The sequence below is a fragment of the Arcticibacterium sp. SM2516 genome (genome assembly GCF_057914865.1).
This window is the reverse complement of sequence record NZ_CP195290.1, coordinates 5,157,001-5,180,908: the sequence shown is the minus strand read 5'-3', so window position 1 is coordinate 5,180,908 and position 23,908 is coordinate 5,157,001. Positions and strand designations below refer to the sequence as shown.

The 23,908-nt window shown below is 37.9% G+C and carries 17 protein-coding genes; 8 read left to right on the top strand and 9 right to left on the bottom strand.

The features are described 5' to 3' along the window. Nucleotides 1-2: 2 nt before the first annotated feature. From frr to ACSBFT_RS21245, 3 genes are all read right to left on the bottom strand, one after another. The gene (gene frr / locus ACSBFT_RS21255; protein WP_463048302.1) at nucleotides 3-563 is read right to left on the bottom strand and encodes a ribosome recycling factor; all 561 of its coding nucleotides are present in this window, start codon (nucleotides 561-563) and stop codon (nucleotides 3-5) included. Nucleotides 564-650: 87 nt separating this feature from the next. Continuing rightward, on the bottom strand, nucleotides 651-1,364 hold the full coding sequence (pyrH, locus tag ACSBFT_RS21250) for a UMP kinase (RefSeq protein ID WP_489602348.1): 714 nt from the start codon (nucleotides 1,362-1,364) through the stop codon (nucleotides 651-653). A 76-nt stretch (nucleotides 1,365-1,440) separates the two neighbouring features. Next, complete coding sequence (locus tag ACSBFT_RS21245; RefSeq protein ID WP_463048304.1) at nucleotides 1,441-2,346, bottom strand: DMT family transporter; 906 nt, start codon at nucleotides 2,344-2,346, stop codon at nucleotides 1,441-1,443. Between the two features lie 162 nt (nucleotides 2,347-2,508). On the opposite strand from ACSBFT_RS21245, the gene ACSBFT_RS21240 reads away from it, so the two are divergent. The 5 genes from ACSBFT_RS21240 to ACSBFT_RS21220 all read left to right on the top strand — a co-directional run bounded on the left by ACSBFT_RS21240 (nucleotide 2,509) and on the right by ACSBFT_RS21220 (nucleotide 13,970). Further along, nucleotides 2,509-3,669: a redoxin domain-containing protein gene (locus ACSBFT_RS21240; protein WP_489602347.1), complete on the top strand. Its 1,161-nt coding sequence runs from the start codon at nucleotides 2,509-2,511 to the stop codon at nucleotides 3,667-3,669. 348 nt (nucleotides 3,670-4,017) lie between these two features. Then, on the top strand, nucleotides 4,018-7,119 hold the full coding sequence (locus ACSBFT_RS21235) for a SusC/RagA family TonB-linked outer membrane protein (protein WP_489602346.1): 3,102 nt from the start codon (nucleotides 4,018-4,020) through the stop codon (nucleotides 7,117-7,119). Nucleotides 7,120-7,149: 30 nt separating this feature from the next. Next, entirely contained in the window at nucleotides 7,150-8,823 is a 1,674-nt protein-coding gene (locus ACSBFT_RS21230; protein WP_489602345.1) for a RagB/SusD family nutrient uptake outer membrane protein, read from the top strand. 419 nt (nucleotides 8,824-9,242) lie between these two features. Beyond that, nucleotides 9,243-12,275, top strand: coding sequence for a SusC/RagA family TonB-linked outer membrane protein (locus ACSBFT_RS21225; RefSeq protein WP_489602344.1), 3,033 nt, complete (start codon nucleotides 9,243-9,245; stop codon nucleotides 12,273-12,275). Between the two features lie 12 nt (nucleotides 12,276-12,287). Further along, on the top strand, nucleotides 12,288-13,970 hold the full coding sequence (locus tag ACSBFT_RS21220; protein WP_489602343.1) for a RagB/SusD family nutrient uptake outer membrane protein: 1,683 nt from the start codon (nucleotides 12,288-12,290) through the stop codon (nucleotides 13,968-13,970). 51 nt (nucleotides 13,971-14,021) lie between these two features. Here ACSBFT_RS21220 and ACSBFT_RS21215 read toward each other — a convergent pair whose 3' ends face one another. The 3 genes from ACSBFT_RS21215 to ACSBFT_RS21205 form a co-directional block, all read right to left on the bottom strand. After that, nucleotides 14,022-14,309 (bottom strand): DUF6958 family protein, encoded by a 288-nt coding sequence (locus ACSBFT_RS21215; protein ID WP_489602342.1) that lies wholly within the window; start codon nucleotides 14,307-14,309, stop codon nucleotides 14,022-14,024. Between the two features lie 19 nt (nucleotides 14,310-14,328). Then, the gene (locus ACSBFT_RS21210; RefSeq protein ID WP_489602341.1) at nucleotides 14,329-15,435 is read right to left on the bottom strand and encodes an acyltransferase family protein; all 1,107 of its coding nucleotides are present in this window, start codon (nucleotides 15,433-15,435) and stop codon (nucleotides 14,329-14,331) included. A gap of 173 nt (nucleotides 15,436-15,608) precedes the next feature. Continuing rightward, entirely contained in the window at nucleotides 15,609-16,892 is a 1,284-nt protein-coding gene (locus ACSBFT_RS21205) for a serine hydrolase domain-containing protein (RefSeq protein ID WP_489602340.1), read from the bottom strand. Nucleotides 16,893-17,036: 144 nt separating this feature from the next. Between ACSBFT_RS21205 and ACSBFT_RS21200 the strand changes: the two genes are divergently transcribed. Then, on the top strand, nucleotides 17,037-17,822 hold the full coding sequence (locus ACSBFT_RS21200; protein WP_489602339.1) for an L-2-amino-thiazoline-4-carboxylic acid hydrolase: 786 nt from the start codon (nucleotides 17,037-17,039) through the stop codon (nucleotides 17,820-17,822). On the opposite strand, the gene ACSBFT_RS21195 is transcribed toward ACSBFT_RS21200, so the two are convergent. The 3 genes from ACSBFT_RS21195 to dusB are packed head-to-tail and all read right to left on the bottom strand — an operon-like array spanning nucleotide 17,819 to nucleotide 20,938. Further along, on the bottom strand, nucleotides 17,819-19,210 hold the full coding sequence (locus ACSBFT_RS21195; RefSeq protein ID WP_489602338.1) for a glycoside hydrolase family 140 protein: 1,392 nt from the start codon (nucleotides 19,208-19,210) through the stop codon (nucleotides 17,819-17,821). The two genes, ACSBFT_RS21200 and ACSBFT_RS21195, sit on opposite strands and share 4 nt — an antisense overlap. Before the next feature lie 58 nt (nucleotides 19,211-19,268). Further along, nucleotides 19,269-19,877 carry a DUF6134 family protein gene (locus tag ACSBFT_RS21190; RefSeq protein ID WP_463048315.1) on the bottom strand — a complete coding sequence of 203 codons (609 nt, stop codon included), beginning with the start codon at nucleotides 19,875-19,877 and terminating at the stop codon, nucleotides 19,269-19,271. 32 nt (nucleotides 19,878-19,909) lie between these two features. Continuing rightward, nucleotides 19,910-20,938: a tRNA dihydrouridine synthase DusB gene (dusB, locus tag ACSBFT_RS21185; RefSeq protein ID WP_489602337.1), complete on the bottom strand. Its 1,029-nt coding sequence runs from the start codon at nucleotides 20,936-20,938 to the stop codon at nucleotides 19,910-19,912. Between the two features lie 57 nt (nucleotides 20,939-20,995). Here dusB and ACSBFT_RS21180 point away from each other — a divergent pair, with 57 nt between their 5' ends. Both ACSBFT_RS21180 and ACSBFT_RS21175 read left to right on the top strand, forming a co-directional pair. Further along, nucleotides 20,996-21,931 carry a CPBP family intramembrane glutamic endopeptidase gene (locus tag ACSBFT_RS21180; RefSeq protein ID WP_489602336.1) on the top strand — a complete coding sequence of 312 codons (936 nt, stop codon included), beginning with the start codon at nucleotides 20,996-20,998 and terminating at the stop codon, nucleotides 21,929-21,931. Next, nucleotides 21,915-23,687, top strand: coding sequence for a T9SS type A sorting domain-containing protein (locus ACSBFT_RS21175; protein ID WP_489602335.1), 1,773 nt, complete (start codon nucleotides 21,915-21,917; stop codon nucleotides 23,685-23,687). The genes ACSBFT_RS21180 and ACSBFT_RS21175 overlap by 17 nt, the downstream gene beginning before the upstream one ends. The last annotated feature ends 221 nt before the right edge of the window (nucleotides 23,688-23,908 follow it).

Below are 23,908 nucleotides of genomic sequence, written 5' to 3'. Positions count from 1 at the left end.
CATTAAACACTCATGATGTCTTTTTCTTTGTTGGCCAACATGTCGTCCACTTTTCCCATGTATTTATCTGTTAATTTCTGGACCCTCTCTTCACCTATCTTAATGGCATCCTCAGAAACACCATCGTTCTTAAGTTTTTTAATCTCGTCATTAGAATCCTGTCTTACTTTCCTCACGTTTACTCTGGCGGTTTCCATTTCAACTTTCACCTTTTTTACCAAGTCAAATCTTCTTTCTTCGGTCATCGGTGGCAAGTTAAGTCTAACGAATTCCCCATCATTGGTAGGAGCCAAACCTAGATTGGCGTTGATAATAGCTCTTTCAATAAGCGACAATAAACTTTTTTCGAATGGTCTTATAGATATCGTTCTAGCATCTGGAGTGGTAATAGAGGAGGCCTGACTGATAGGTGTAGGCACACCATAATAATCTACACTAATACCATCGAGCATATTTGGATTTGCTTTTCCTGCTCTAATTTTTTTCAATTCAGATGAGGTATAACGCAATGCCTTCTGCATGCTATCTTCCGCCATCTCTAAAATCATGTCTATTTCTTCCATCTTATAATTTATTTCAAATTCTTATAAAATTGATTTGTTCTAGAATCATTAATTCAATAACGACCTAAATTTATAATTTATTAAACGCTAATCTTTTACCAAAGTACCAATTTTCTCGCCTTGAACCACTCTAAGCAGATTTCCTGCCCCGTTCATATTAAAAACGATAATGGGTAAATCATTTTCTTGACACAATGTGAACGCCGTTCTATCCATAACTTTCAAGCCCTTATTGATGGCATCATCAAAAGTAATTTCGGTATACTTTACAGCATCATCATGTTTACGGGGGTCTTTATCATAAACGCCGTCCACGTTGGTTCCTTTTAATAGAACCTCTGCTTCAATCTCGTTAGCTCTTAAAGCTCCACCAGAATCTGTAGAAAAGTAAGGATTACCTGTACCTGCTCCAAAAATCACCACTCTTCCCTTCTCTAGGTGTCTAATAGCCCTTCTTCTAATAAAAGGCTCTGCTATTTGCTCCATTTTAATAGCAGAAAGTAATCTGGTTTGCAGGCCATGGTTTTCAAGGATCGACTGAACCGCCATTCCGTTAATTACAGTGGCAAGCATCCCCATATAATCTCCTTGAGATCTATCTATGCCAGAATCGGCAGAGGCACCTCTATATATATTACCGCCGCCAATGACAATGGCCACTTCGCAACCCGCTTCTACCACTTCTTTGACCTCTTTGGCAAACTGAGACAGTATTTCTGGATTGATTATCTGGCTTTTATCACCTCCGTTTAAGGCTTCGCCGCTTAATTTTAGTAGAATTCTTTTGTACTTGATTGACATTAATTAGGGAGTTTGTGCAAATATAATTGAATTGAAATTAAATTTTAAATTAACAAATTGGCTTTTCGGCTAAAAGCTATTCTAATGCTGCTACTTTGTCTTTCTTATTGATTAAATAAACACCTATTAAGATAATAGACATACCTGTATAGTGCCACACTGAAATTAACTCACCATCAAACAAACCGGCAACAGTAGCCACAATTGGAACAAGATAAGTGACCGAAGATGCAAAAACAGGAGAAGAAATTTGAACCATATAATTAAACAAAACCAAAGCTAGAGAGGTATTAACCCCCGCTAAACATAGCAGATAATATAGGGTAACCCTATTCTCTGGAGCCAAGATTTTAACGTAAAAGTCTGTAAAGGATAAAATTATCATGGCAACAATGCCGACAAAAAAGAAAGCTACAGCCGTTAAATGCACTGGTTTGAGCTCATTAAGAAACCGACTCACTATATTAACATTGAAACCATACATTACCGTAGCACTCATGGCCAAAAGAGCATAAGGGTTAGCAAAATTTAGCTCACCATCATTTCCGGTCAAAACCAAAATGATACTCCCAAGAAAAGCAATGGTGATACCGACTATTTGAAATTTCTTGATTTTCGAAGCAAAGAATAAGGCTCCTATAAGTAAAACAAAAATGGGCGTGGTGGAATTAAGTGTACCAGCTAAAGAGCTATTAAGCTTAGAACCTACCCAAGAAAAAATGAAAGCAGGAAAGAGATTTCCTAAAAGTCCAATGCCAAATAACCACTTAAACTTTTCTTTGGGTATTGTTTTCAAACCCCTTAAAACCCAAGGAATTAAAAATACAGCTGCCAGAAAAACCCTACCAGCTCCAAGCTCAATGGGTGTGAGAACCACAACAATTTTTTTAATAAAAAGAAAGGAAAGTCCCCAAATAACAGCTAGGAAAATTAAAATAGACCAGGCATACAGGTCACTAGAAGCTTTCTTAGTTTCAGACACACCAAATTTTTTTGAGGCATAATTCAAGTACAACGCCGCAAATGTAGACAAATACATTTATTAGGTAGAGCATAAGCAACGCTATTAAACAATCTTCCTCCTTTTATTCATGTATTTTTATGAAATATTTTCAACCTGAAATAATTTAACTAAACGTTTATTATGAACAAAACACTCTACTTAATGGGTGCATTAGCTTTTTCGGCATGCACCTCAACTCCTGAAGAGCATAAAGATGAAGTAGCAGAAGTGGCTATTATCGACAGTAAAACCGTTAAGACTTTAGAGATTGGGGCGGCCGCACCAGATTTTAAGTTAATGGGCGTAGACGAAAAAGAGTATTCGCTGAAAGACTTTAAAGACGCAGAACTACTAGCCGTACTTTTTACCTGTAATCATTGTCCAACGGCTCAAGCTTACGAAAGTCGCGTAAAAAAATATGTGGATGATTATAAAGCCAAAGGTGTTCAGTTAGTAGCTATAAGCCCCAATGCCGACAAGGCCGTATTATTTAATGAGCTTGGCTATACCGACGTGAACGATAGTTTTGAAGACATGCAGTATAGAGCCAAAGACCAGAATTTCAATTTCCCATATTTATATGATGGAGGTACGCAAGAAATTACGGCCAAGTATGGTCCCGTGGCGACCCCTCATGTTTTCCTTTTTGACAAAGACCGCAAACTGCAATATGTTGGAAGAATAGATGATGATGAGCATATTGGCAAAGAGAAAGTTCATGATTTAAGAATGGCTACCGATGCATTACTTGCTGGCAACACCCCAAATCCGGCCAGTACAAAAACTTTTGGCTGCTCTATAAAATGGATGGAAAAAGCTAAAAACAAAGAAAAAGAAATGGAAGATTGGGCTGCAGAAGAGGTAACTCTTGAAAAAGCCGACCTTGCTAAACTGAAGGAAGTGATGGCAAATAAGGGTACGGGTAACTATAGATTAGTTAACGTTTGGGCTACATGGTGTGGCCCTTGTGTGGCAGAGTTTACGGGTTTAACAGAATCTTACAAAATGTATAGAGACCGTGACTTTGAGTTTGTTACCGTATCAAACGATGAAGCTGATAACTATGACAAAACATTGAAATTTCTCGATAAAAAGAATGCCAGTAATACCAACTATATACTTGAAGCAGGCATAAATAAGTATGATATGATTGAGACCATTGACCCAGACTGGCAAGGTGCCCTACCCTATACTGTACTTATTTCTCCGGAGGGTAAAAAGGTCTATTCCCAGATGGGTGAGATAGATATTCTAGAACTTAGAAACGAAATAGCAGACCATATTGGTAGATATTTCGACTAATAAGGATAGTACTAATTCTTCTTAATTTGAGCCAACTTTAATAGGGTTGGCTCATTTTTTTTACCGTAAAATAAGTTTTTACAATTCCTCTATTTCAGAACACATTTATATCATGTCTTCCATATGAGAATTTTAGGATTCTAAAACAGATATTTTGCACCTTCAACTCAGCACTTTTGTCTTTTCAGAAATGCCACTCTTTTCCATATACGTACAGCTGTAAGGATTGCTAGAAAAAATTGTACAATCATAATATTAATTTACGTTTACGCCCTTAAATCAGACTACTGATTTTATTTAACATTCTTTAACTTTCAAAACCTTTCTAGTTAAAACAACTCTATTTTTATGAAAAAAAACAGACAAAGAAAATCTGGAATATCCTTCAAGTCGCGGTTCCTGCAGCCTTTTTGGGCTAAATGCAGTTTCCTACTTCTTTTATTTGGGATAAGCCTGCAATCGGTTGCACAAGTAACCGGAACTGTCAACGGAGACGATAACATGTCATTACCGGGTGTAAGTGTCGTAGTAAAGGGCTCCACCATTGGAACCACTACTGATGTGGACGGGAAATTTTCTATTAACGCTGGTGCAAAAGCAACCCTAACATTTTCATTTGTTGGCTATGAGGCACAAGAAATTGTTGTTGGCAGTCAAAGTATTATCAATGTTACATTAACCACTGACGCTGCTTCCTTAGACGAAATAGTAGTAGTAGGTTACGGTACTCAGAAAAAGAGCCAAACTACGGGAGCTATCTCACAAATTTCGTCTAAACAGATTAGTGAAATGCCTCTGACTAACGTAGGTCAAGCTTTACAAGGAAGAGTAGCCGGTGTGGACGTATCTCAATCAGGAAGTAAACCTGGTTCTACACCAAAAATCCTTATTAGAGGAAGAAGATCTTTCAGAGCTAATAACGACCCGCTTTATGTGGTTGACGGAATTCCTTTAGCTGGAGGATATGAAGACTTTAACCCTAATGACGTTCAATCTTTAGAAATACTAAAAGATGCTACCGCTACAGCCATTTATGGAGCTAGAGGAGCAAACGGCGTTGTACTTATTACCACCAAAAGAGGAGCCGTAAAAGGTAAAACTACGGTTTCTTATGACACCTATTTCGGTCAATCAGAAGCCTTAGATAAGATTGAACTATTTTCCGGTGAAGAATTCGCAGAATACGTAAGAGAAGCTTATAGATCTACAAAAATCTATACAGACGCTAATGGTAATGTAGTACCTACTGGTCAATCTTCTGTAGAAGCAGATAAGAAAATTGCTGTATTAGGAGGAGATCCAAACGTAGCAGCTGGAATAGCCGCTGGTAGAAACACGAACTACCAAGACATGATTTTAAAGAGCGGCTTTATCCAAAGTCATTCTATAGGTGTTCAGGGAGGTACAGACAAAACTCAATTTTACGTTTCTGGCTCTTTCTTTAAAGACAAAGGAATTTCTGAAGGTCTAGACTATACCAGATCTTCTTTAAGAGCTAACGTGGATCATAATATCAACAAATCTGTTAAGATTGGTTTATCATCTTATATGATGCTATCAGACAGAAATGGTGAAAACTTAAATCCTTATAGCTTTACGCTAAACCAAAACCCTTTAGGTTCTGCGTATGATGAAGCTGGAAATATCCTTTTTTCTCCTACCAATGATGCCCTTTTAACTAACCCACTTGCTGAGATAGTACCAGGTGCACAAATTGACAATACCAAGGCTTATCGTATTTTCAATAGTATGTTTGCCGAAGTGAAAATCATGGAAGGTCTAAAGTACAGAATGAACTTTGGCCCAGATATTGACATCTCTAGAAGTGGTCGTTTTATTGGTTCACAAACCAATGCAAGAAAAGGTGGAGACCCACAAGCAAGCAGCACCAATACTTTTTCTTTTAATTATACTTTAGAAAACATCTTGTCTTACACCAAGTCGTTCGATAAGCATAACCTATCTGCCACTGCTCTTCATTCTATTCAGAAAGACCGCTTTGAGTCCTTCGGAACGAACGTTCAAGGCATTCCTGCCGAATCTCAGGAGTATTTCAACTTTGGCAATGCAAGCTCTGTAACTGGTGTTTCTAGTAATTTAGTAGAGTGGACCATTAACTCTTATATGGGCCGTATAAACTACGATTATAATGACAAGTATCTTCTTACATTGACCTTGCGTCGTGACGGATCTAGTAGATTTGGAGAAAATACTAAATATGGTAATTTCCCTGGTGTAGCCGTAGGGTGGAATATCGGTAACGAGAATTTTGGAAAAGAAATTACTTGGTTAGACCTATTGAAACTAAGAGCAGGATGGGGTAAAGTTGGAAACCAAGCGGTTTCTCCTTATCAAACTCAAGGTTTATTAAGCAGAACTGCATATGCATGGGATAACACTGCTGCTTTTGGATACAGACCAAGCACTATTGGAAACCCAGATCTTAGATGGGAAAGCTCAGCAACTGCTAACGTAGGAATTGACTTCAGCATGTGGAGAGGTAGATTACAAGGATCTTTAGAACTATATCAAACCAATACCACGGCATTACTTTTAGCAGATCAGCTTCCAGGTTCTATTGGCTTTAGTCAGGTTACTAAAAACGTAGGAGAAACAAGAAACAGAGGTATAGAATTAGGTTTCACTACCGTTAACGTAAACTCTAATAATGGATTCAAATGGACTACGGACGTTCAATTTACCAAGAACAACGAAGCCATCATAGAGCTTTATAATGGTAAGATTGACGATCTTGGTAACAGATGGTTTATTGGTCAGCCACTTAACTCATTCTTTGATTATAAAAAGGCTGGTATATGGCAGCTAGGTCAAGAAGAAGAGGCTAAATCTTATGGTTCTGCTGTAGGTCAAATTCGTGTTCAGGATACCAATAATGATGGTGTAATTAACGCAGACGACCGCGTTCTGATTGGTTCTGATGTTCCTGATTTCTCTGCGGGTCTTACCAATAGATTTTCTTATAGAAATTTTGACTTGTCATTCTTCTTATTTGGAAGATTTGGAAATACTATAGTGAGTGGATTCCACCAGAGTCAAAACGCATTGGCTGGAAGATATCAGCAAATAAAAGTAGACTATTGGACGCCTCTTAACCCTACCAATGAATTCCCTCAGCCAAAAAGCACGCAGGAATTCCCAGTATACAATTCTACTTTGATTTACTTCGACGGTTCTTTCATCAAGTTGAGAAACATCAACTTTGGTTATACTTTAAACCAGTCCGTTGCTAATAAAATAGGTATGGAGTCTTTAAGATTATTCTCCTCCATTCAGCAGCCAGCCATATGGGCTAAGTTCAGATCTAAGTATAATGGTGTTGATCCAGAAGCTACTATTTCTTCTTCTGAAACCAACCCTATTACTGCTGTGAACAATAGTGTAACACCAGCCACTAGGGTGTTTACTTTCGGTATAAACGCCAAGTTCTAATTGTTACAAACTTTAAAAAAATTGAAGAAAATGAAATTGAATAATATAATAAAGCCTGTAAAATTATTAGCATTAGCGGCTTTACTTTTACCTGCTTTGTCTTGCGAAGATGTACTCGACGAAGTAGTGGTCTCTGGAATAGGCAATGACTACATCAACACCCCAAAGGGATTTGAAGATGCAGTTAATGCGGCATACTCCTCGTTAAGATACTATTATGGTACGCAGCAAGGACTTACAATGACTGAATATGGAACCGATATTTATGCTACAGGAGCTGATGGTGGTTATAAAGGTTTCCACTTTTATGACCCACAGTTAAACCCTTCTGTAAATTATTTGGCAAACGTTTGGGATGAGTTATACAGAGGTATCAATACCTGTAATGCTATCATAGACAGAGCCCCGGCATCAACGGTAGCTGCTGAAACTAAAAAAACAAGAGTAGCAGAAGCTAAATTCCTTAGAGCTCATTACTACTTTATTTTGTTTCAACAATATGGTGGTGTTGATTTAAGATTGTCTGAAACTTTGGCTCCTACTAAAGCAACATCTAGAGCTACAGATGCTGAAATGTACACCGCCATCATTGCCGACTTGAATGCTGCTATTGCTGATTTACCAGCTACGCAAAGCCAATACGGAAGAGCTACAAAACCTGCTGCAGAAATGGCCTTAGCTAAAGTTTATTTAGCGAAAGCTTATTCGTCTTCGAAAGCAAGTGATGATTTCAGTAAGGCTGCAACATTAAGTCAAAGTGTAGTTAAAAATTACGGATTCTCTTTACAAGATGATTTTGCAAGTGTTTTTGATGAAAATAATCAGAAGAACTCAGAGATTATTTTTGCGGTGCAATACACCTCAGATCCGCTTACCAACCTTACCAATACCGTGAATGCAGTTAATGGTGGAAACAACCTTCATTTGTTCTTTGGTATGCAGTATGATGTTCAGTCTGGAATGCAGCGTGATATTTTTTACGGTCGTCCGTTCAAAAGGTTAAGACCTACTACATATGCCTTAGAAACAGTTTTTGGAGAAAGAGTAAATGACTCTAGATACAAAAAGACTTTTAGAGATACATGGAAATCTAACAAACCAGGTACGTACAATTCTGCTTTTGATGATTCTAAAACAACTTTAAAATTCGCTTCTGGTGATACTACTATATTTATCCCAGGCTATGAAATGTCAAAAGCAGAAAGAGCGAAAAGACCATATCAAGTATTGAACCCTAGTAAGTACTCTGAGGCCTTATTCCCTACTTTGACAAAATTCTTTGATACTAAAAGACCAGATATGACCTATGAGTCTGGAAGCAGAGACTTCTTTGTATTTAGATTAGCGGATGCTTATTTAATGTTAGCTGAAGCTCAATTAGGAGCTGGAAATATTCAGGATGCTACTGATGCCATTAATGTGGTTAGAAGAAGAGCAGGATGGCCAGGAAAGAAAGACGCCATGGTAATTACACCAGCTCAAATGAACATGACTATGCTTATGGAAGAAAGAGCAAGAGAATTAGCAGGTGAGCAAATCAGATGGATGGATTTGAAACGTTGGGGTAACTTAGTGGAAAGAGTTAAATTATATAACCCACAAGCCAAAGATTTCGTTTCTGCAATACACCTTTTACGTCCAATTCCTCAGACTCAGATTGACAGGTCTGATGCGGGAGTTTTTAAACAAAACCCAGGATACTAACAGGACTATTATCATTTTTTAATTTCCTAAGACACCTCCGCTTTTGCGGGGGTGTTTTTTTTTGTGCCCTATGCTTTCAAAACCTTGATTTTTCACATGCAAAAACAGATTATTCATCTATATATAAAGCAATTAAACGATGTAAATCAAATGGCATAATTTGTAGACGAAAATCAAAATAGTATTAGAAAATAACATATATTATTATTTTCAAATGGTTAAATAAGCAGACATAAGTAATTTATTAGATTTTAAAAAGGCATTTTTTGACTACTCTTATGAAATTATTTATAGAAAATTTTGCAATTTTCTACTCCTCCTGCTACCTTACCGACCAACGATGTTGATAAAGCACCAATTTGACTTGAAAACATCACATTTTAAACCATTCCATTTTATTAATCTTAACTCTATTATTTATGAAAAGAACTAGACTCAGTAAAGCTGTGAGCTCCTTTGACATTAGGAAGTTTCAGCCAACATCTGCCAGACTAAGCATTTTACTTTTATTTTTACTGGCAGGATTGCAATCGGTTGCACAAGTGAGTATAACAGGTACAGTTGGAGGAGACGACGCTCCAGAACTGCCGGGCGTTAGTGTTGTGGTTAAAGGCACCACCATAGGTACTACGACAGACGTAAACGGAAAATACACCATCAAGGCTCCTGCCAATGCTACTTTAACATTTTCCTTCGTTGGTTATATTAGTCAAGAGCTGGCTGTAGGTAACCAATCTGTCCTTAACGTTACGCTTATCACCGATGCCGCTGCTTTAGAAGAAGTAGTAGTGGTGGGTTACGGTACAGTGAGAAAAAGTCAGCTTACGGGTGCTATTAGTACGGTAAAGGCAAAAGACATCACGGACTTACCTATTGAAAACACGCAGCAGGCTCTTCAAGGAAGAATAGCTGGTGTGGATGTAATGCAGGGTGGTAGTAAGCCAGGAACACAACCTCGAGTAGTAATTCGTGGCCGTCGTTCTTTCAATGCTTCTAACGACCCGCTTTATGTATTAGACGGTATTCCTTTAGCAACCGGAACAGGTGACATTAATCCTAATGACATAGAGTCTATGGAGGTTCTAAAAGATGCATCAGCTACTGCTATTTATGGTGCACGTGGTGCAAATGGCGTTGTTCTTATTACTTCTAAAAGAGGAACAAAAGGAAAACCAGTTGTTTACTATGACGCTTATTATGGCGTATCTAAAGCACATGACATCATTGACCTGATGGACGGTGACCAATTTGCAGCCACTAAAAGAGAAGCTTATAGACAAGCTGATGGCTCTATTCCTAGTGACGATCTAATATTCACTGCTGTAGAACTAGAAAGTATCGCTTTGGGCCGTTCTACGGATTACTTAGATGGTATGTTACGAACAGGAACAAAAATGAATCACCAAATAGGTTTTGCCGGTGGTAATGATCGTTCTCAATTCTACATGTCTTTAAACTATTATAAAGACAATGGAATTATCCCAAATCAAGATTATAATAGAAATGTTCTTAGAGTGAACTTAGATCATAATATTACCAAAAATTTAAGAATTGGTTTGTCAAGTTTCATGAACTACTCTATCAGGAATGGAGAGAGCTTTAATCCATTGGGTGGATCTTTTCGTGAGAACCCTCTAGGAAAGCCTTACAATGATGACGGAACTTTAAACTTTTTGCCTACAGAAGATGGTCTTCGTTCAAATCCATTCTCAGAATTAGTTGATGGAGCTATTGTTAATCAAAGAAAAAGCAATAGAATTTTTGCGGGTATTTATGCAGAATGGAACATCTTGAAAAACTTGAAATATAGATTCAATTTTGGTCCTGATATCAGAAACGAAAAATATGATAATTTTGCAGGAACCTATACCAATGCTGTTCGCTTAGGACCTCCAAGAGCTTCTACTCTGAATGCAGATGTATTTAATTATACCGTTGAAAACATCCTATCTTATGACAAAGACCTTTTTGGCAATCATAAATTAAATTTAACTGGTGTTCAATCCTTACAGAGAGATCACACAGAATTTAATTCAGTTGCTGTAGAAGGTATTCCTTCCGAAACACAGCAATACAACAGCGTAGGAACGGCTGCTACTATCCTTGGTGTTGAGTCTGGTCTTTCAGAGTGGACTATCCTTTCATACATGGGAAGAGTTAACTATGGAATAAACGACAAATACTTATTAACCGCTACAATGCGTGCAGATGGTGCTTCTCGTTTCGGTACAAATACCAAATGGGGCTATTTCCCTGGTGTAGCTGTGGCATGGAACATGTCGGAAGAAAGCTTTATTAAAAGTGTACCAGCTATTGACCTTATGAAACTTAGAGTTTCTTACGGTTCTATTGGTAACCAAGGTATTGCTCCATACCAAACTCAGGGTTTACTAACTCAAACAGCTTATAACTTCGGAAATAGTGCTGCATTTGGATATGCCCCAGGTACTATTGGAAACCCAGATTTGAAATGGGAAGCTTCTACTACTGCAAACGTTGGTTTAGACTTTAGCTTATTCAGTGGCCGTATCTATGGTTCATTTGAATACTATAATACAAACACCTCAGACCTTTTATTATCTAGAAATTTACCAACTTCTACTGGTTTTACAAATGTGACTACTAACGTTGGTAGAACAAGAAATAGTGGTTTTGAAGGTACGGTTAGTACAGTCAATGTGTCAAAAGATAATGGCTTCAGATGGAGTACAGATTTCACATTCTTTACCAATAAAGAGCAGATTGTAGAATTGGCTCAAGGAAAAGTTGATGATATCGGAAATGGATGGTTTATTGGACAACCTCTTTCTGTGATTTATGATTATGAGCAGCAAGGAATTTGGCAAACAAGCGAAGCTGACTTAGCTGCTAGTTATGGTGGCGTTCCTGGTGAAGTGAGAATTGTAGACCAAAATAACGATGGTGCTATTAACGCAGACGACAGAGTTATTCAAGGTTCTGGTGTTCCTAAATTCTCGGGTGGAATCACCAACAGAATTAAGTACAAAAACTGGGACTTTTCTGCTTTTGTATATGCTCGTTTAGGTCAAACGATCAGAAGTAATTTCCATACTAGTTATAATACACTATTCGGAAGATACAATAATATTGATGTAGACTACTGGACACCAACAAACCCGGTAAACACGTTCCCTAAACCAAATCAGAACCAAGAATTCCCAAAATGGAATTCATCTCTGAACATCTTTGACGGTTCTTTTGTGAAAGTAAGAAACATCAATTTAGGATATAACTTTGCTGAGGCAGCGGCTAAAAAACTAGGTATGCAGTCTTTAAGACTTTACACCAGCATTCAGCAGCCATTTATCTTCTCATCATTTATTTCGAAGTATTCAGGCTCTGACCCAGAAACTGATTTTGACGCATCACTTAGCGGTGATGTTACTCCTGCTACTTGGTCAGCAACCTTCGGTTTAAATGTTAAATTTTAAAAATAAGCAACAATGAAAAATATAAAACAAACACTATTCAGAAAGATGAAGAGTTTAAGAGTGGTAGCGTTGCTTTTAGTTACGCTTTTCACAGGGCAATCATGTGAAGACATCCTTACTGAAAATGTAATTTCAAACATTGGTAATGACTATATCAATTCGCCAGTTGGCTTTGAAGATGCCGTTAAAGCATCATACTCTTACTTAAGAGCATATTATGGTCAAGAGATGGGCATGACCATGATGCAAATGGGTACCGACACCTACACGCATGGTGCAGATGGTAGCTACAAGAGATGGGACAGGTATGAGTCCGATTTAGACGGAAGAGATAACTGGGTAAGAACGCTTTGGCGTGAGTACTACAAAGGTATCAACACCTGTAATGCGGTGATTGAGCGTGGGCCAAACATTGAAGGAATCAATGCCGCTACTTTGAAAACTAGAATAGCAGAAGCGAAAGCTCTTAGAGCACATTTTTACTTTGTATTGGTTCAGCACTATGGTGGCTTAGACTTAAGATTAACGGAATCTTCTGGTCCTATTACTGAGATCACTCGTTCTTCTGAAGAGGCTGTTTATACGCAAATATTAGCAGATTACGCTGCTGCTTTGCCTGACCTTCCTGCTACAAATAGCGAATGGGGAAGATATACGCAAATGGCGGTAGAAGCCATGCTGGTAAAAGTACATATGGCTCGTGCAACACGTACTTTTGGTGGTGGAGCTGCTGACTACGCTAAAGCAGAGCAGTATGGTAAAAATGTCATCAATAACTATGGAAGAAAGTTAGTAACTGACTATGCTGAGTTATTTGAACTGGGCAATGACGAGCACTCTGAATCGGTATTTTCTATTCAGTTTAGTTATGACTTGTTAACAGCTGGTGGTTACGGAAACAGATGGCACTTATATTACCTTATGGAATATGACACACAGCCAGGCTTGAGTCGTGTGGTAGAAGTAGGTCGTCCTTGGAAACGTTTAAGACCAACAAGCTATACATACAACATCGCTTTCGCTAATAGAACTGATGACGCTCGTTATGACAAGAGCTTCAAGAAAGTATTTTATGCTACACGTGCAGGAACTTTCACAACTTCTTTAGATGATTCTAAATCAGAATTTACTGTAGCCATTGGCGATACTGCTATCTTTATGCCTGGTTACGAAATGTCTAAAGCTGAAAGAGCCAAACGCCCTTATCAAGTATATAACCCTAGCGTGTATCAAGAAAAACAGTTTGGTGTTTTGTCTAAATTCTTAGACCCATTAAGAGCGAGTACAAATGAAGTACAAGGAGGTAGAGACTTTATGGTAACGCGTTTAGGAGACATTTACTTAAATGTAGCCGAATGCTTGATTCAGCAAGGTAAAAATGGGGAGGCCGTAAACTACATCAACCCTGTAAGAAGAAGAGCTGCTGTGGCTGGTCATGAGAGTGCTATGGAAATTACGGTAGACCAAGCGAACATGGCATTCATTATGGACGAAAGAGCAAGAGAGCTTTTAGGTGAAGGACATAGATGGACTGACCTTAAGCGTTGGGGCAAATTAGTAGAGAGAGTGAAAGCTTATAACCCTAATGGTTCTGTAAACATTCAAGAAAAGCACAATTACAGACCAATTCCTCAAGAGCAAATTGACCTTGTGGATGGTGGTAATGCCTCTTTCCCTCAAAACCCTGGTTACTAATAAGTATTGTTCGTAAATAAGAATAGGGCATCTCCTTTATGGGAGATGCCTTTATTTTTTTAAGCGTATTACTTGTGGACTCTTTTTAGGAATTCTCTCTACAATACCTCTCGCCTCCAAATCCAGTTTTACGGTGACAAAATACCACCCTACCTTCCCATCAAAACTTGGCTGTATGTCCTTTATAGCTTTCTCAAATAGTTCCGAGAAGCCTATATCGCCATGGTCTATAAGGGCAGACACAATATAATCTTTGAGGGTATTATACTTTTCTAAATCAATATTCACTCCGTTCTTCCCTTCTGGGTGTAGTGTTAGTATTTTCTCCGGTTTTACCATACGCTAAAACTTATTGAGCTTATTTTTGTCCAAATAAAGGATGAAGAAACTTTAGCCTTCTAATTACAAATTCATAAATAAGCCAAGTAAACCCAAACGTGCCTAACACTAAGGCGACCATTTTGAAACCATAATGCACATCGAGGTCTACCAAATAAAAGGCTATCAACATAAGGATAGTTTGGTGTAAAATATAAAAAGGATACACAGCCCTGTTTCTATAAGTCAAGGTTTTGCTAGGTTTATTAAGATACCTAGAAGCAAAACCAAAAATGGTCAATATCCAAGCCCAACAGTTTATCTGACGGGCAATAGGTATCCAAAAACTAGGGTCGAGATTATTCCAAAGCCAAACTAGGCATGGTAAGGCCATCATGCCTATCATTAGGGAAACAAAACGAAGTTTCTCCAAAGTTTTCCAAAAAACTTCATCCAATCTTACCAGCAGAAAACCGAATATGAATAGCGTAAAAAACCATGTTAAAGCATACCAATCTCCTACCAAAGCGTGTGTAATGGGGTAATCTCCTTCTAAAAACAGGTCGACCAATATTAAAGGAATAGCGAACAAGTATATCACTCCGTTTCTCTTACCAATGACACTTTTCAGAAACAAAACCATTCTGTTTCCCTCTTTTCTCATCCAAAGAAACAGCGGCAAAGCCGCCAAAGACATTAAAAATAAATAAGGCAAAAACCATAAGTGATGCCAACTGAAATTCCCATCAGGATATGCCCCAGTATTAAAAACAGAAGGGTAAAAATCGAAGAAATTTTTATAGTCTGTTCCATTATAAATACGCTCCAGATAGACCTGAGGTGGGACAATGAACAATATCCCCATGACCAAAGGAATAAAAAGCCGCTTAAACCTTTCTAGGGTAAACTGACCCACACTTCTTTGTGCCAATGCATAGCTCGTCCCAATTCCAGAAACTACAAAGAGTATAGGCAAACGCCATTGATTCACAAAAATCATGGGCCATTTAATCCAGTCTACAATGACATTATTTTTCAAATGGAAATCCCACGCTACAAAGAGCATTCCTACGTGATAAAAGATGAGGATATCGAAGACGATAACCCTTATTCTGTCAATGTCGTGTCGACGTGATTTTTCTTTCATTGCTCATGGATGTCGTTATCCACACATTGGTTGCTTAATGAATGTAAATGTCTAGCTATAGCTATCATACAGCGTTTTGGCTTAGGGATAGCAGTGGCATACTTTTTTGGGTGCGGCTGGAAAAGTATTGAAAAAAAAGATATAGCGGATAGCCCGACCCTTGGGGTAAGCCCCTAATTATCTATGGCCTGAAAAACCATTTGCCTGAACATATCCCCCGTATAATCTCCTCCTACACGCTGCGTCTGCTTCATGATAATACCGATGATCTTTTCTTTAGGGTCGGCAAAATACTGTGTGTTAAAGTAGCCTCCCCAACGAAAAGTGCCTTCGCTACCTTTGCCACCATCCGTTGCTCCTTTTTCGTTTAGAATTGAAAAACCTAAACCAAAACCAGCATCGCTACCAAACAAGTCTCCGACCTGATTTTGAAGCATAAATTCTACGGTTTTCCTCGAAAGTAAACGCATACCATTTAGTTCACCTCCGTTAAGATACATCTGTAAAAATGTGGCATAATCTAAAGCGGTACTAGAAAGACCTGCACCTCCAGAAAAGAAGGTTTTGGCTCCCGTCTTAGGATAATTTACATCATAAAAGGTATCGGTAAAAGGCACCCATTTTTCGGCCTTCTTAGTTTGAACCTCCACTAGCCTGCTTGCCTTATTGGTAGGCAAATAGAAGTAGGTATCGTTCATTTTTAAAGGTTTAAAAATATGGTTTGTGAAATATTGGTCTAACTTTTCACCCGAAATAATTTCAATCAAATAACCCAAAACATCTATTCCTTCGGAGTATACATACTTTTCTCCGGGCACGTGATGCAAGGGTAGTTTAGCTAATTTCTGAACACTTTCTTCAATAGTCACTGCATCTATGGTAAACAAATCTGTGACACCTGCCTTTTTATAAATGGCTTTGAATTGCTCATCGCCATCTATTATGCCATATCCTAAACCAGAAGTATGATTTATGAGCTGTCTTATAGTAATTTCTTTCCCTGCAGGCTTGGTCGTATAAGAGCTATCTGCCATGCTGAACCTGTCGATAAGTGTTGGGTTTTTAAACGCTGGAATAAACTTGGAAACGGGATCGTCTAAGAAAAAGTAACCTTGCTCCCAAAGCATCATCATGGCAGTGGTGGTGATGGCTTTGGACTGAGAGGCAATCCTGAAAATACTGTTGTTTTCAAAACTCTTTTTCTCTTTTACGTCCGACTGTCCAAAGGACTTGTGATAAACTATTTTTCCGTCCTTGGCAATGATGGCTACCGCTCCTGGAATAAGATTTTCTGAAATGGCTCTATTGATCATGGCATCTATCCGGTTCAACCGCTCAGAAGATAAACCTACCGACTCCGGTTTTGCAACCATAAGTGGTTCACTGTGCTGGATAGAGGCGGTTTGCCCAAAGGCAAATGAAGAAATGAATATTAATAATAGGAGTGTTTTTTTCATGAATATGGGTATTGAATATTACCAAAAATAAGAACTTTAAAAACACTATAACTAATTAAGCTTATACCATTTTAGTACTAAAAGGCATTTCTAAAAACTTAATACTACCTTTACCCACCCTAAGAGCCTTTTATGACGAATAGAATGAAAACCAAGGTAAAAAAAACAGTCCAATATGGATTGCTTTTTATGGCCTCAAAATGGACGATTACCGCCTTATTATATTATTCGGGGTTTTGGTCTTATTGGTTTCTACTGCTCTTTCCAGTTGCAGATACCATCGCAGCCACAATCGCCATTATCTACCTGACCAACAACTACAGAAGATACTTCAAGAAAGTACTGGAAGAGGCTTACCCTGATGAGTTTAAAGAAATTATAGAGAAAATAGAAAAGAGCAATAGCCTCATAGCAACCGACACCAAGTTTGCTCTAAAAGCCACAAATCCAATGGATAAAAGACTGCTTTTTTCGGGTTACTTCTTGGCCACCATAAAGGTCTTAGAAAAGAGAGGAGAGTCTTTTGAGCGAATCAGAGAATTATGCTTACAGATAGCCAAAGCTTATGTGAAACCTAAAAACAGGATTCATAAGTGGATAAAAATCATTCAACCTAAACTTATTGAGCTCCCCCTTTCTAGGCTTATTCTTGAAAGAATGAAAAGGAAAGTAAGTGTAGCTGCCGATAAAAATGGTTTTGTGGCGAACATAACTACAGACAAAAACGAAACCTTGGGCTTCGGATATGGTATTGATATTTTAGAGTGTGGAATTTGTAAATTATTCCAAAACCATCAAGCCTACCAATACGCCTCCATACTTTGCGAAGTAGACAAACTAACCTCTAGCCTTGCCGGTTTGGAACTGGTAAGAACTGGCACCATAGCTACAGGTGCCAGCAAATGCGATTTCAGGTTCAAGAAAGTTTAATAAGCCGGAAGACCAGGCTTGCTATATCCTTTGGATGCGTCGTCTATGACCATCACCCAATCATTCCCTTTTCCTGCAGATGGCGGTACCGCAGAGAAAGAACCATAGTTAACGGTATTCCCGAGCATAAAAGAAGCTCCGGTTCTTACATCGTACCACCAGATTCTCAAGTTTTGTCCTCTTAAATTCTTGGTATTGATATTTACCGTTTTTCCTGTAGGGGAATAAATAAAGGCATAAGTCCCCGACTCATCTCTGGTTCCTATCGCAAAGTTTTCATCATCCGGCTGCTCTCCTTCTATTAAATTTTGGTCTGGGATTCTATCAAAAAAGGGTCTCGATAACATCAAGTTTTTCAGATGTTTCATTTGATTAGCCATGGGCAAATCTAAAGCTTGTTTCCAAGGTCTGAGTGGACCATTAACGCCTAATCCTTTACTTTCGTCATACATTTGCCAAACGTCGTGACAACCATAAGTTTGTCCGAATGCTCCAGCAAAAACATTCCAATACATCATTTTCCTAATATCCTGTGGAAGACTATATCCCAACTTTTTAGCATTGAAACAATTTGGATGGTCTTCGTAAAGCGGCTCAGCATCTATGGTTGGCTTTATAGGTTCTAAGTTATAATCATGGCTTATTTTCTTATACGTAAGTTCATTTGGACAGTGTCCGGTTTGATGCATATTAAAACTCAACCAATCATCATTATGAAACCAATTTGAAGAGCCTCCCGGTTCTGCCGGTTGAGGGTGAAATGTAAAAATACCATCTACAAAAATCCCTAGCCCTTCTTTTATACCATTTGCCATGGCTCTCCAAACTTCTACATCTTTTGTGTTTGCTCTTGGCGTTCTATCGCCGCCTAATACCCAAACGATATTTGTTTTATCTCTCAAATGAAGGCCTAAAAGTTTTCCGTACTCAAAAGCGTTTTCTTTATTGAAAATCTCCGGACCTTTACCCCAGTTGTCTTTAAACAGCTTATCTCCCCAAGTAGGCAAAAGAGCCACATACATACCATTTTCTGCCGCTTTATCTAAAACCGTTCTTACATGATTGATATATGAAATGTTTAATTTAATAGGGTTCACAGCGTTCAAAGGCTTTTGACCCAATGCATTCGGTGTATCAATGCCATCTAATTCAGCTAGAAATACGGTTTGAACAATATTGAAGCCTTGCTCAGCTCTTGTTTTGAAGTAATAATCTACCTCCTCATAATTAAGCTTATGAAGTAACTCCCAGGCCGTATCACCCGTCCAGAAAAAAGGCTTACCGTCCTCTGTTTGAAGAAAACGATGATTTTCAGAAACTTTAAGTTTTGGTAACTGAGCAAATAATTGGGTAGAAATAAATAAACACGTAATTAGAAGGAATCGCATATAATTGTTGGGTTTCATCAAATGCTAAGATAATCCCAAGCGACATATTTAGAAGCCTTTACTTCGTAATTTTATTTGACGGACTTTGATATTCAATCACCATATCCGTGATCTTGTTCTTCTTCACAATCTTCATCAACTCACCGTTTTCGTAATAATACTGGTCGATATTATCTTGTAGTACGCCTTGATAGTAATCCTTGGAGGGTCTGGTGATATTTATAAAGTCGGCATAATATTCTGCATAAACTCTATCTCCATTTTTGGGTTCATTAAAATATATACTTGCAAAAGTGCTTGAAATTTCTTTGGCTATTTTCTTATTGACCTTTTTCTCGTGCTGAATAGATTTCACATGATAACCCTCGTTGGCCTTTTGAGTATCTGTTAAAAAATTGCCTTTATTAGAAGCCACTTTTACCACAGAGCTCTGTAGTTCCCCGTCTAACAAAACCGAAAGAACGTGATAATCCACTTTTAATTTATACACGAGGAAGTTGACATCCACTTTACTGGAAAGTTCATAGGTAAATTGGTCTGCCACTTTTTTTTGAGTGGCATATATAGTCCCCACCCTAATGCCTACTACTTTTACAGCATACTCTCTGGTTTGGGAGAAGCCATGTAAGGAGAAAAAAACGAAAAATGTAAGGAATAGTTTATTCACAAATAAAGCTACGTAAGAAAAAACATTTTAGATTAGTCCACACCTGCGTAATCCACTTTCTTGGCTTTGGTTTCCAAGAAGTATCCATCAAATTCTGTTAAGACATCATCCAAAATTGAAAACAATTCCTCTGGTTCCAGGCTTTGAACTAGCTTCATTCGGTGTTCTTTAAAATGAGGTAAGCCTTTGAAATAATTGGAATAATGACGTCTCATTTCTAAGATCCCCAAACGCTCATTTTTCCATTCTATAGAGAACTTCAAATGCTGTCTGCAGGCATCTACTCTTTGCTTCATGCTCGGTGCAGGTAAATTTTCACCCGTAGCGAAGTAATGTTTTATCTCATTAAATATCCATGGATACCCTATGGCCGCACGGCCAATCATGATACCATCAATACCATATCTATTTTTATACTCTAAAGCTTTTTCTGGCGAATCAATGTCTCCGTTTCCGAAAATAGGAATGTTAATTCTTGGGTTCTCCTTGATTTTGGCAATCAATCGCCAATCGGCTTCACCTTTATACATTTGAGCTCTTGTACGCCCATGAATGGTCAAAGCCTTAATTCCTACATCTTGAAGTCTTTCTGCAACCTCTTCAATGTTCTTTGTTTCATCATTCCAGCCTAATCTCGTTTTGACCGTTACGGGCAAGTCCGTAGCGTTCACTACGGCTTCTGTCATTTTGACCATCATCGGGATGTCTTGCAGCAGTGCCGCACCCGCTCCTTTACATGCTACCTTTTTAACAGGGCAACCGTAATTGATATCAATTAAATCTGGATTTACCGCCGCAGCAATTCTGGTACACTCTGCCATGGTCTCCACATCAGAGCCAAAAAGCTGAACACCAATCGGTCTTTCATAGGGAAAAATATCTAGCTTTTGACGGCTTTTGTAAGCGTCTCTAATAAGACCTTCTGAAGAAATAAACTCCGTGTACATCATATCCGCCCCATTTTCCTTACAGACTTGTCTGAAAGGTGGGTCGCTTACATCTTCCATGGGAGCCAGTAGCAATGGAAATTCACCGAGTTCTATGTTGCCTATTTTGACCAAACAGTTTAGGTATTTTGTGTATTAAGCCGCAAATTTACACCAAAATAACCTGAAAACATGCGATACAATTCCATCCTTGAGAAATTAAAGTCCGACAAACCAGCTCTTTCTAGCATTCTAATCATCATTGGAGTAGTGCTTTTAGCTATGGTTGTTGGCAATATTGCCGCAGCCGTTGTGATGATTGTGGTAGGTGGGATTGGCATGGATGATTTGAGTAATATTAATGGAGCACTCATGTCCTCTGATTCAGGGTGGTGGGCTCTTATGCTTGGGCAAGGTGTTGCGGCATTGATAACCTTTGTGGCTGCAGGTGTATTTTACTGGAGAGTGGTAGAGAAAAAACTACTTTCTGAACTCAGTTTCCAAAGTTTGCCAAAACCCGGAATCTTCGTTTTGGTCATTTTAATTCAGCTATGCTTTTTACCTTTTAATGGATGGCTACAAGAAGTCAATGAAGGCATGAAATTTCCTGAGAGTTTGGCAGGATTGGAAGCATTCTTTAAAAACATGGAGGACTCTTTAGCAGAAGTCACAAAGTACCTGACCACTTTCGACAGCTTCATTAAAATGTTGGTAGGTCTTATTGTCATTGCGGTGGTAGCCGGCGTGGGTGAAGAACTTATTTTTAGAGGATTAATTCAGCGTAAACTATATAAAGGGTTAAATAATCCGCATTTAGCTATTTGGGTGGCGGCATTTATTTTTTCTGCTATTCACATGCAGTTTTATGGCTTTTTACCACGATTAATGCTTGGTGCCCTATTTGGTTACTTCTATTTCTGGACAGGAAACATTTGGGTACCCATAGTCGCTCATATTTTCAATAATGGTTTTGCGGTGGTGATGTTTTACCTTTCGCACACAGGCGTCATCAGCACCGATTTAGAAGAATTAGAAACTTTCCCAATTCCTGCAGTGATCGCTTCTTTAGCATTGACTGGCGGGCTTATTTGGTTTTTCAGGAAGCAGCAGGATGAAAGTATTTCTTAGTATATTATTTATTCTAATTATTGGTAGCCAAAATTCCGCTTATAGTCAGTCTTTTGGAGTGGATAGCAGTTATCTTATTCCTAATAAACAAGGTTATTTTTCAGAGCGTATTTATAAACTCAACGATTCTTCTTTTTTCGTTGGGTATAATAATCTTGACAAAACATTCAAGAATTCACCCACTGCCATTGGATTTAGTCTTGGTCAATTTCAGGCTTTTGGTATTTATTCAATAGATAAAGAAGAACTGTATTTCCACGATTTCTTAATAAATGAAAATCAAGATCATGTCAATTACCTAGGTCTAATAAACGACAATTTGATTTTTAAAAGTGGGCACTCTTTAACGCCTTTCAATGTAAAATCACTCACTTTTCTTTCCTACAATCCTAAGCTCGATTCTTTACCAATACTCGGCATAAATCCATACACCACAGAGCTTTACTATCATGACACTTTAAACAATGCTATTCTTAGTAAGCATCTATTTAATGGAACATTGAAAAATGAATTCCGTTTAGACGCTAACACTGAGAGAGTTTCGATTGCTTTCACCAAAAAAACAATTTGTTTGGTGGTAACTGGAGAGCAGTTAAAAAGTACAAAAGCCCTATTTTTAGACTGTGCCCTGAAACCTATTTCTACAAGAGAACTATTTCTTAAGCTTGAGCTACCTCCTTATGGCCCTCTTCTTTTTAAAGTTATGCCTAAAAATACTTCAGAAAACTTCATACTTGAAGTTTCAAATTATGGCGAGGGTGGTTCTTATTTCAACTATTTTGAAATTGGTAAAGCAGAAACAACAAAGTTACATACTGGTATTAAATTCAGAAGTATGAAACAAATGGATAATGGACTTTCATTTTTCGGTCAACCTTGGAAATCCACGGATAATCAGGTACAAATAAGACATGATACATATGACTTTATTCAAATAGACACAAATTTCTATGCCTTGGATAAATCTGGCGTCCGTAAACTAAAGGATGGCTTAATCTATCTAGACTTATTCCAACCTGTGCAACGTTATGAATATTTATCAAAATTTCATGTCCTGGAATATGAAACAAATAGTTCAACACCTCCAAATTTCAAGATTGAAGGGCCTGGTTATATTTCAAACGACACGGTATTTTTTAACACTGCCGGAAGTATTAAAGTAATAGGAAACACTACGGAAAACCGTAGCCCCTCCCAAGAAGTAACAATTACTGTTAATAAGTCAAGCTCCAATTTTTATATTAGAAACTGTGACCATCCGATTTTTTGGAATTTACCGAGTGACCTTCCTTTGAACAAACAAATTGAAGTTCATAATCCTTATCATAATCAACTAGAAGCAAGCATTGAGGGTGGTGATGCCACCTATAAAGACGGAACTCTAATTATTAACGAGTTCATTAATAATGCCGTAACTTTGAATATACGGTCTATCGAGAATGAAAAATTTTATGCCTCCGAGTTTAGTGATTGTAGCTATTGGATTGCTATACCAGGTTTGGATGATGGCTCTGGTCTTGAAGTATATCCAAATCCTGTAAATGGCAATACTTTTAATATACGCTTAGTACGTTCTGAAAGAGACAAAACCCCAGTGTTAAAACTTTTTGATTTAAATGGGAAGGCTGTCAAGTTTAAAATGTTCGTAGCTGACCCATTTAATTATGAAATTTATATCCCAAAACCCTCTCAAGGTATCTACATTTTGAAAAACATGTCTTCCAATGCATCTCAGAAAGTTATATTTAATCAGTAAATCTTATTTACAATTAAATAAATATTAGGAAACATAGGACACTACACATAAGTAGTAAACGGATAAAAGACTATGAATACTTTCCTGAAAAGTGTTCAATGCAAATAACGATTTGTGTTAAGTAAATAAAACATGAATGCATATTTGAAAACCCATGAACACCTTCTTACTCATACAGATATATCATTTAAATTCCTTCTCCTTTATAAAAACATTACCGG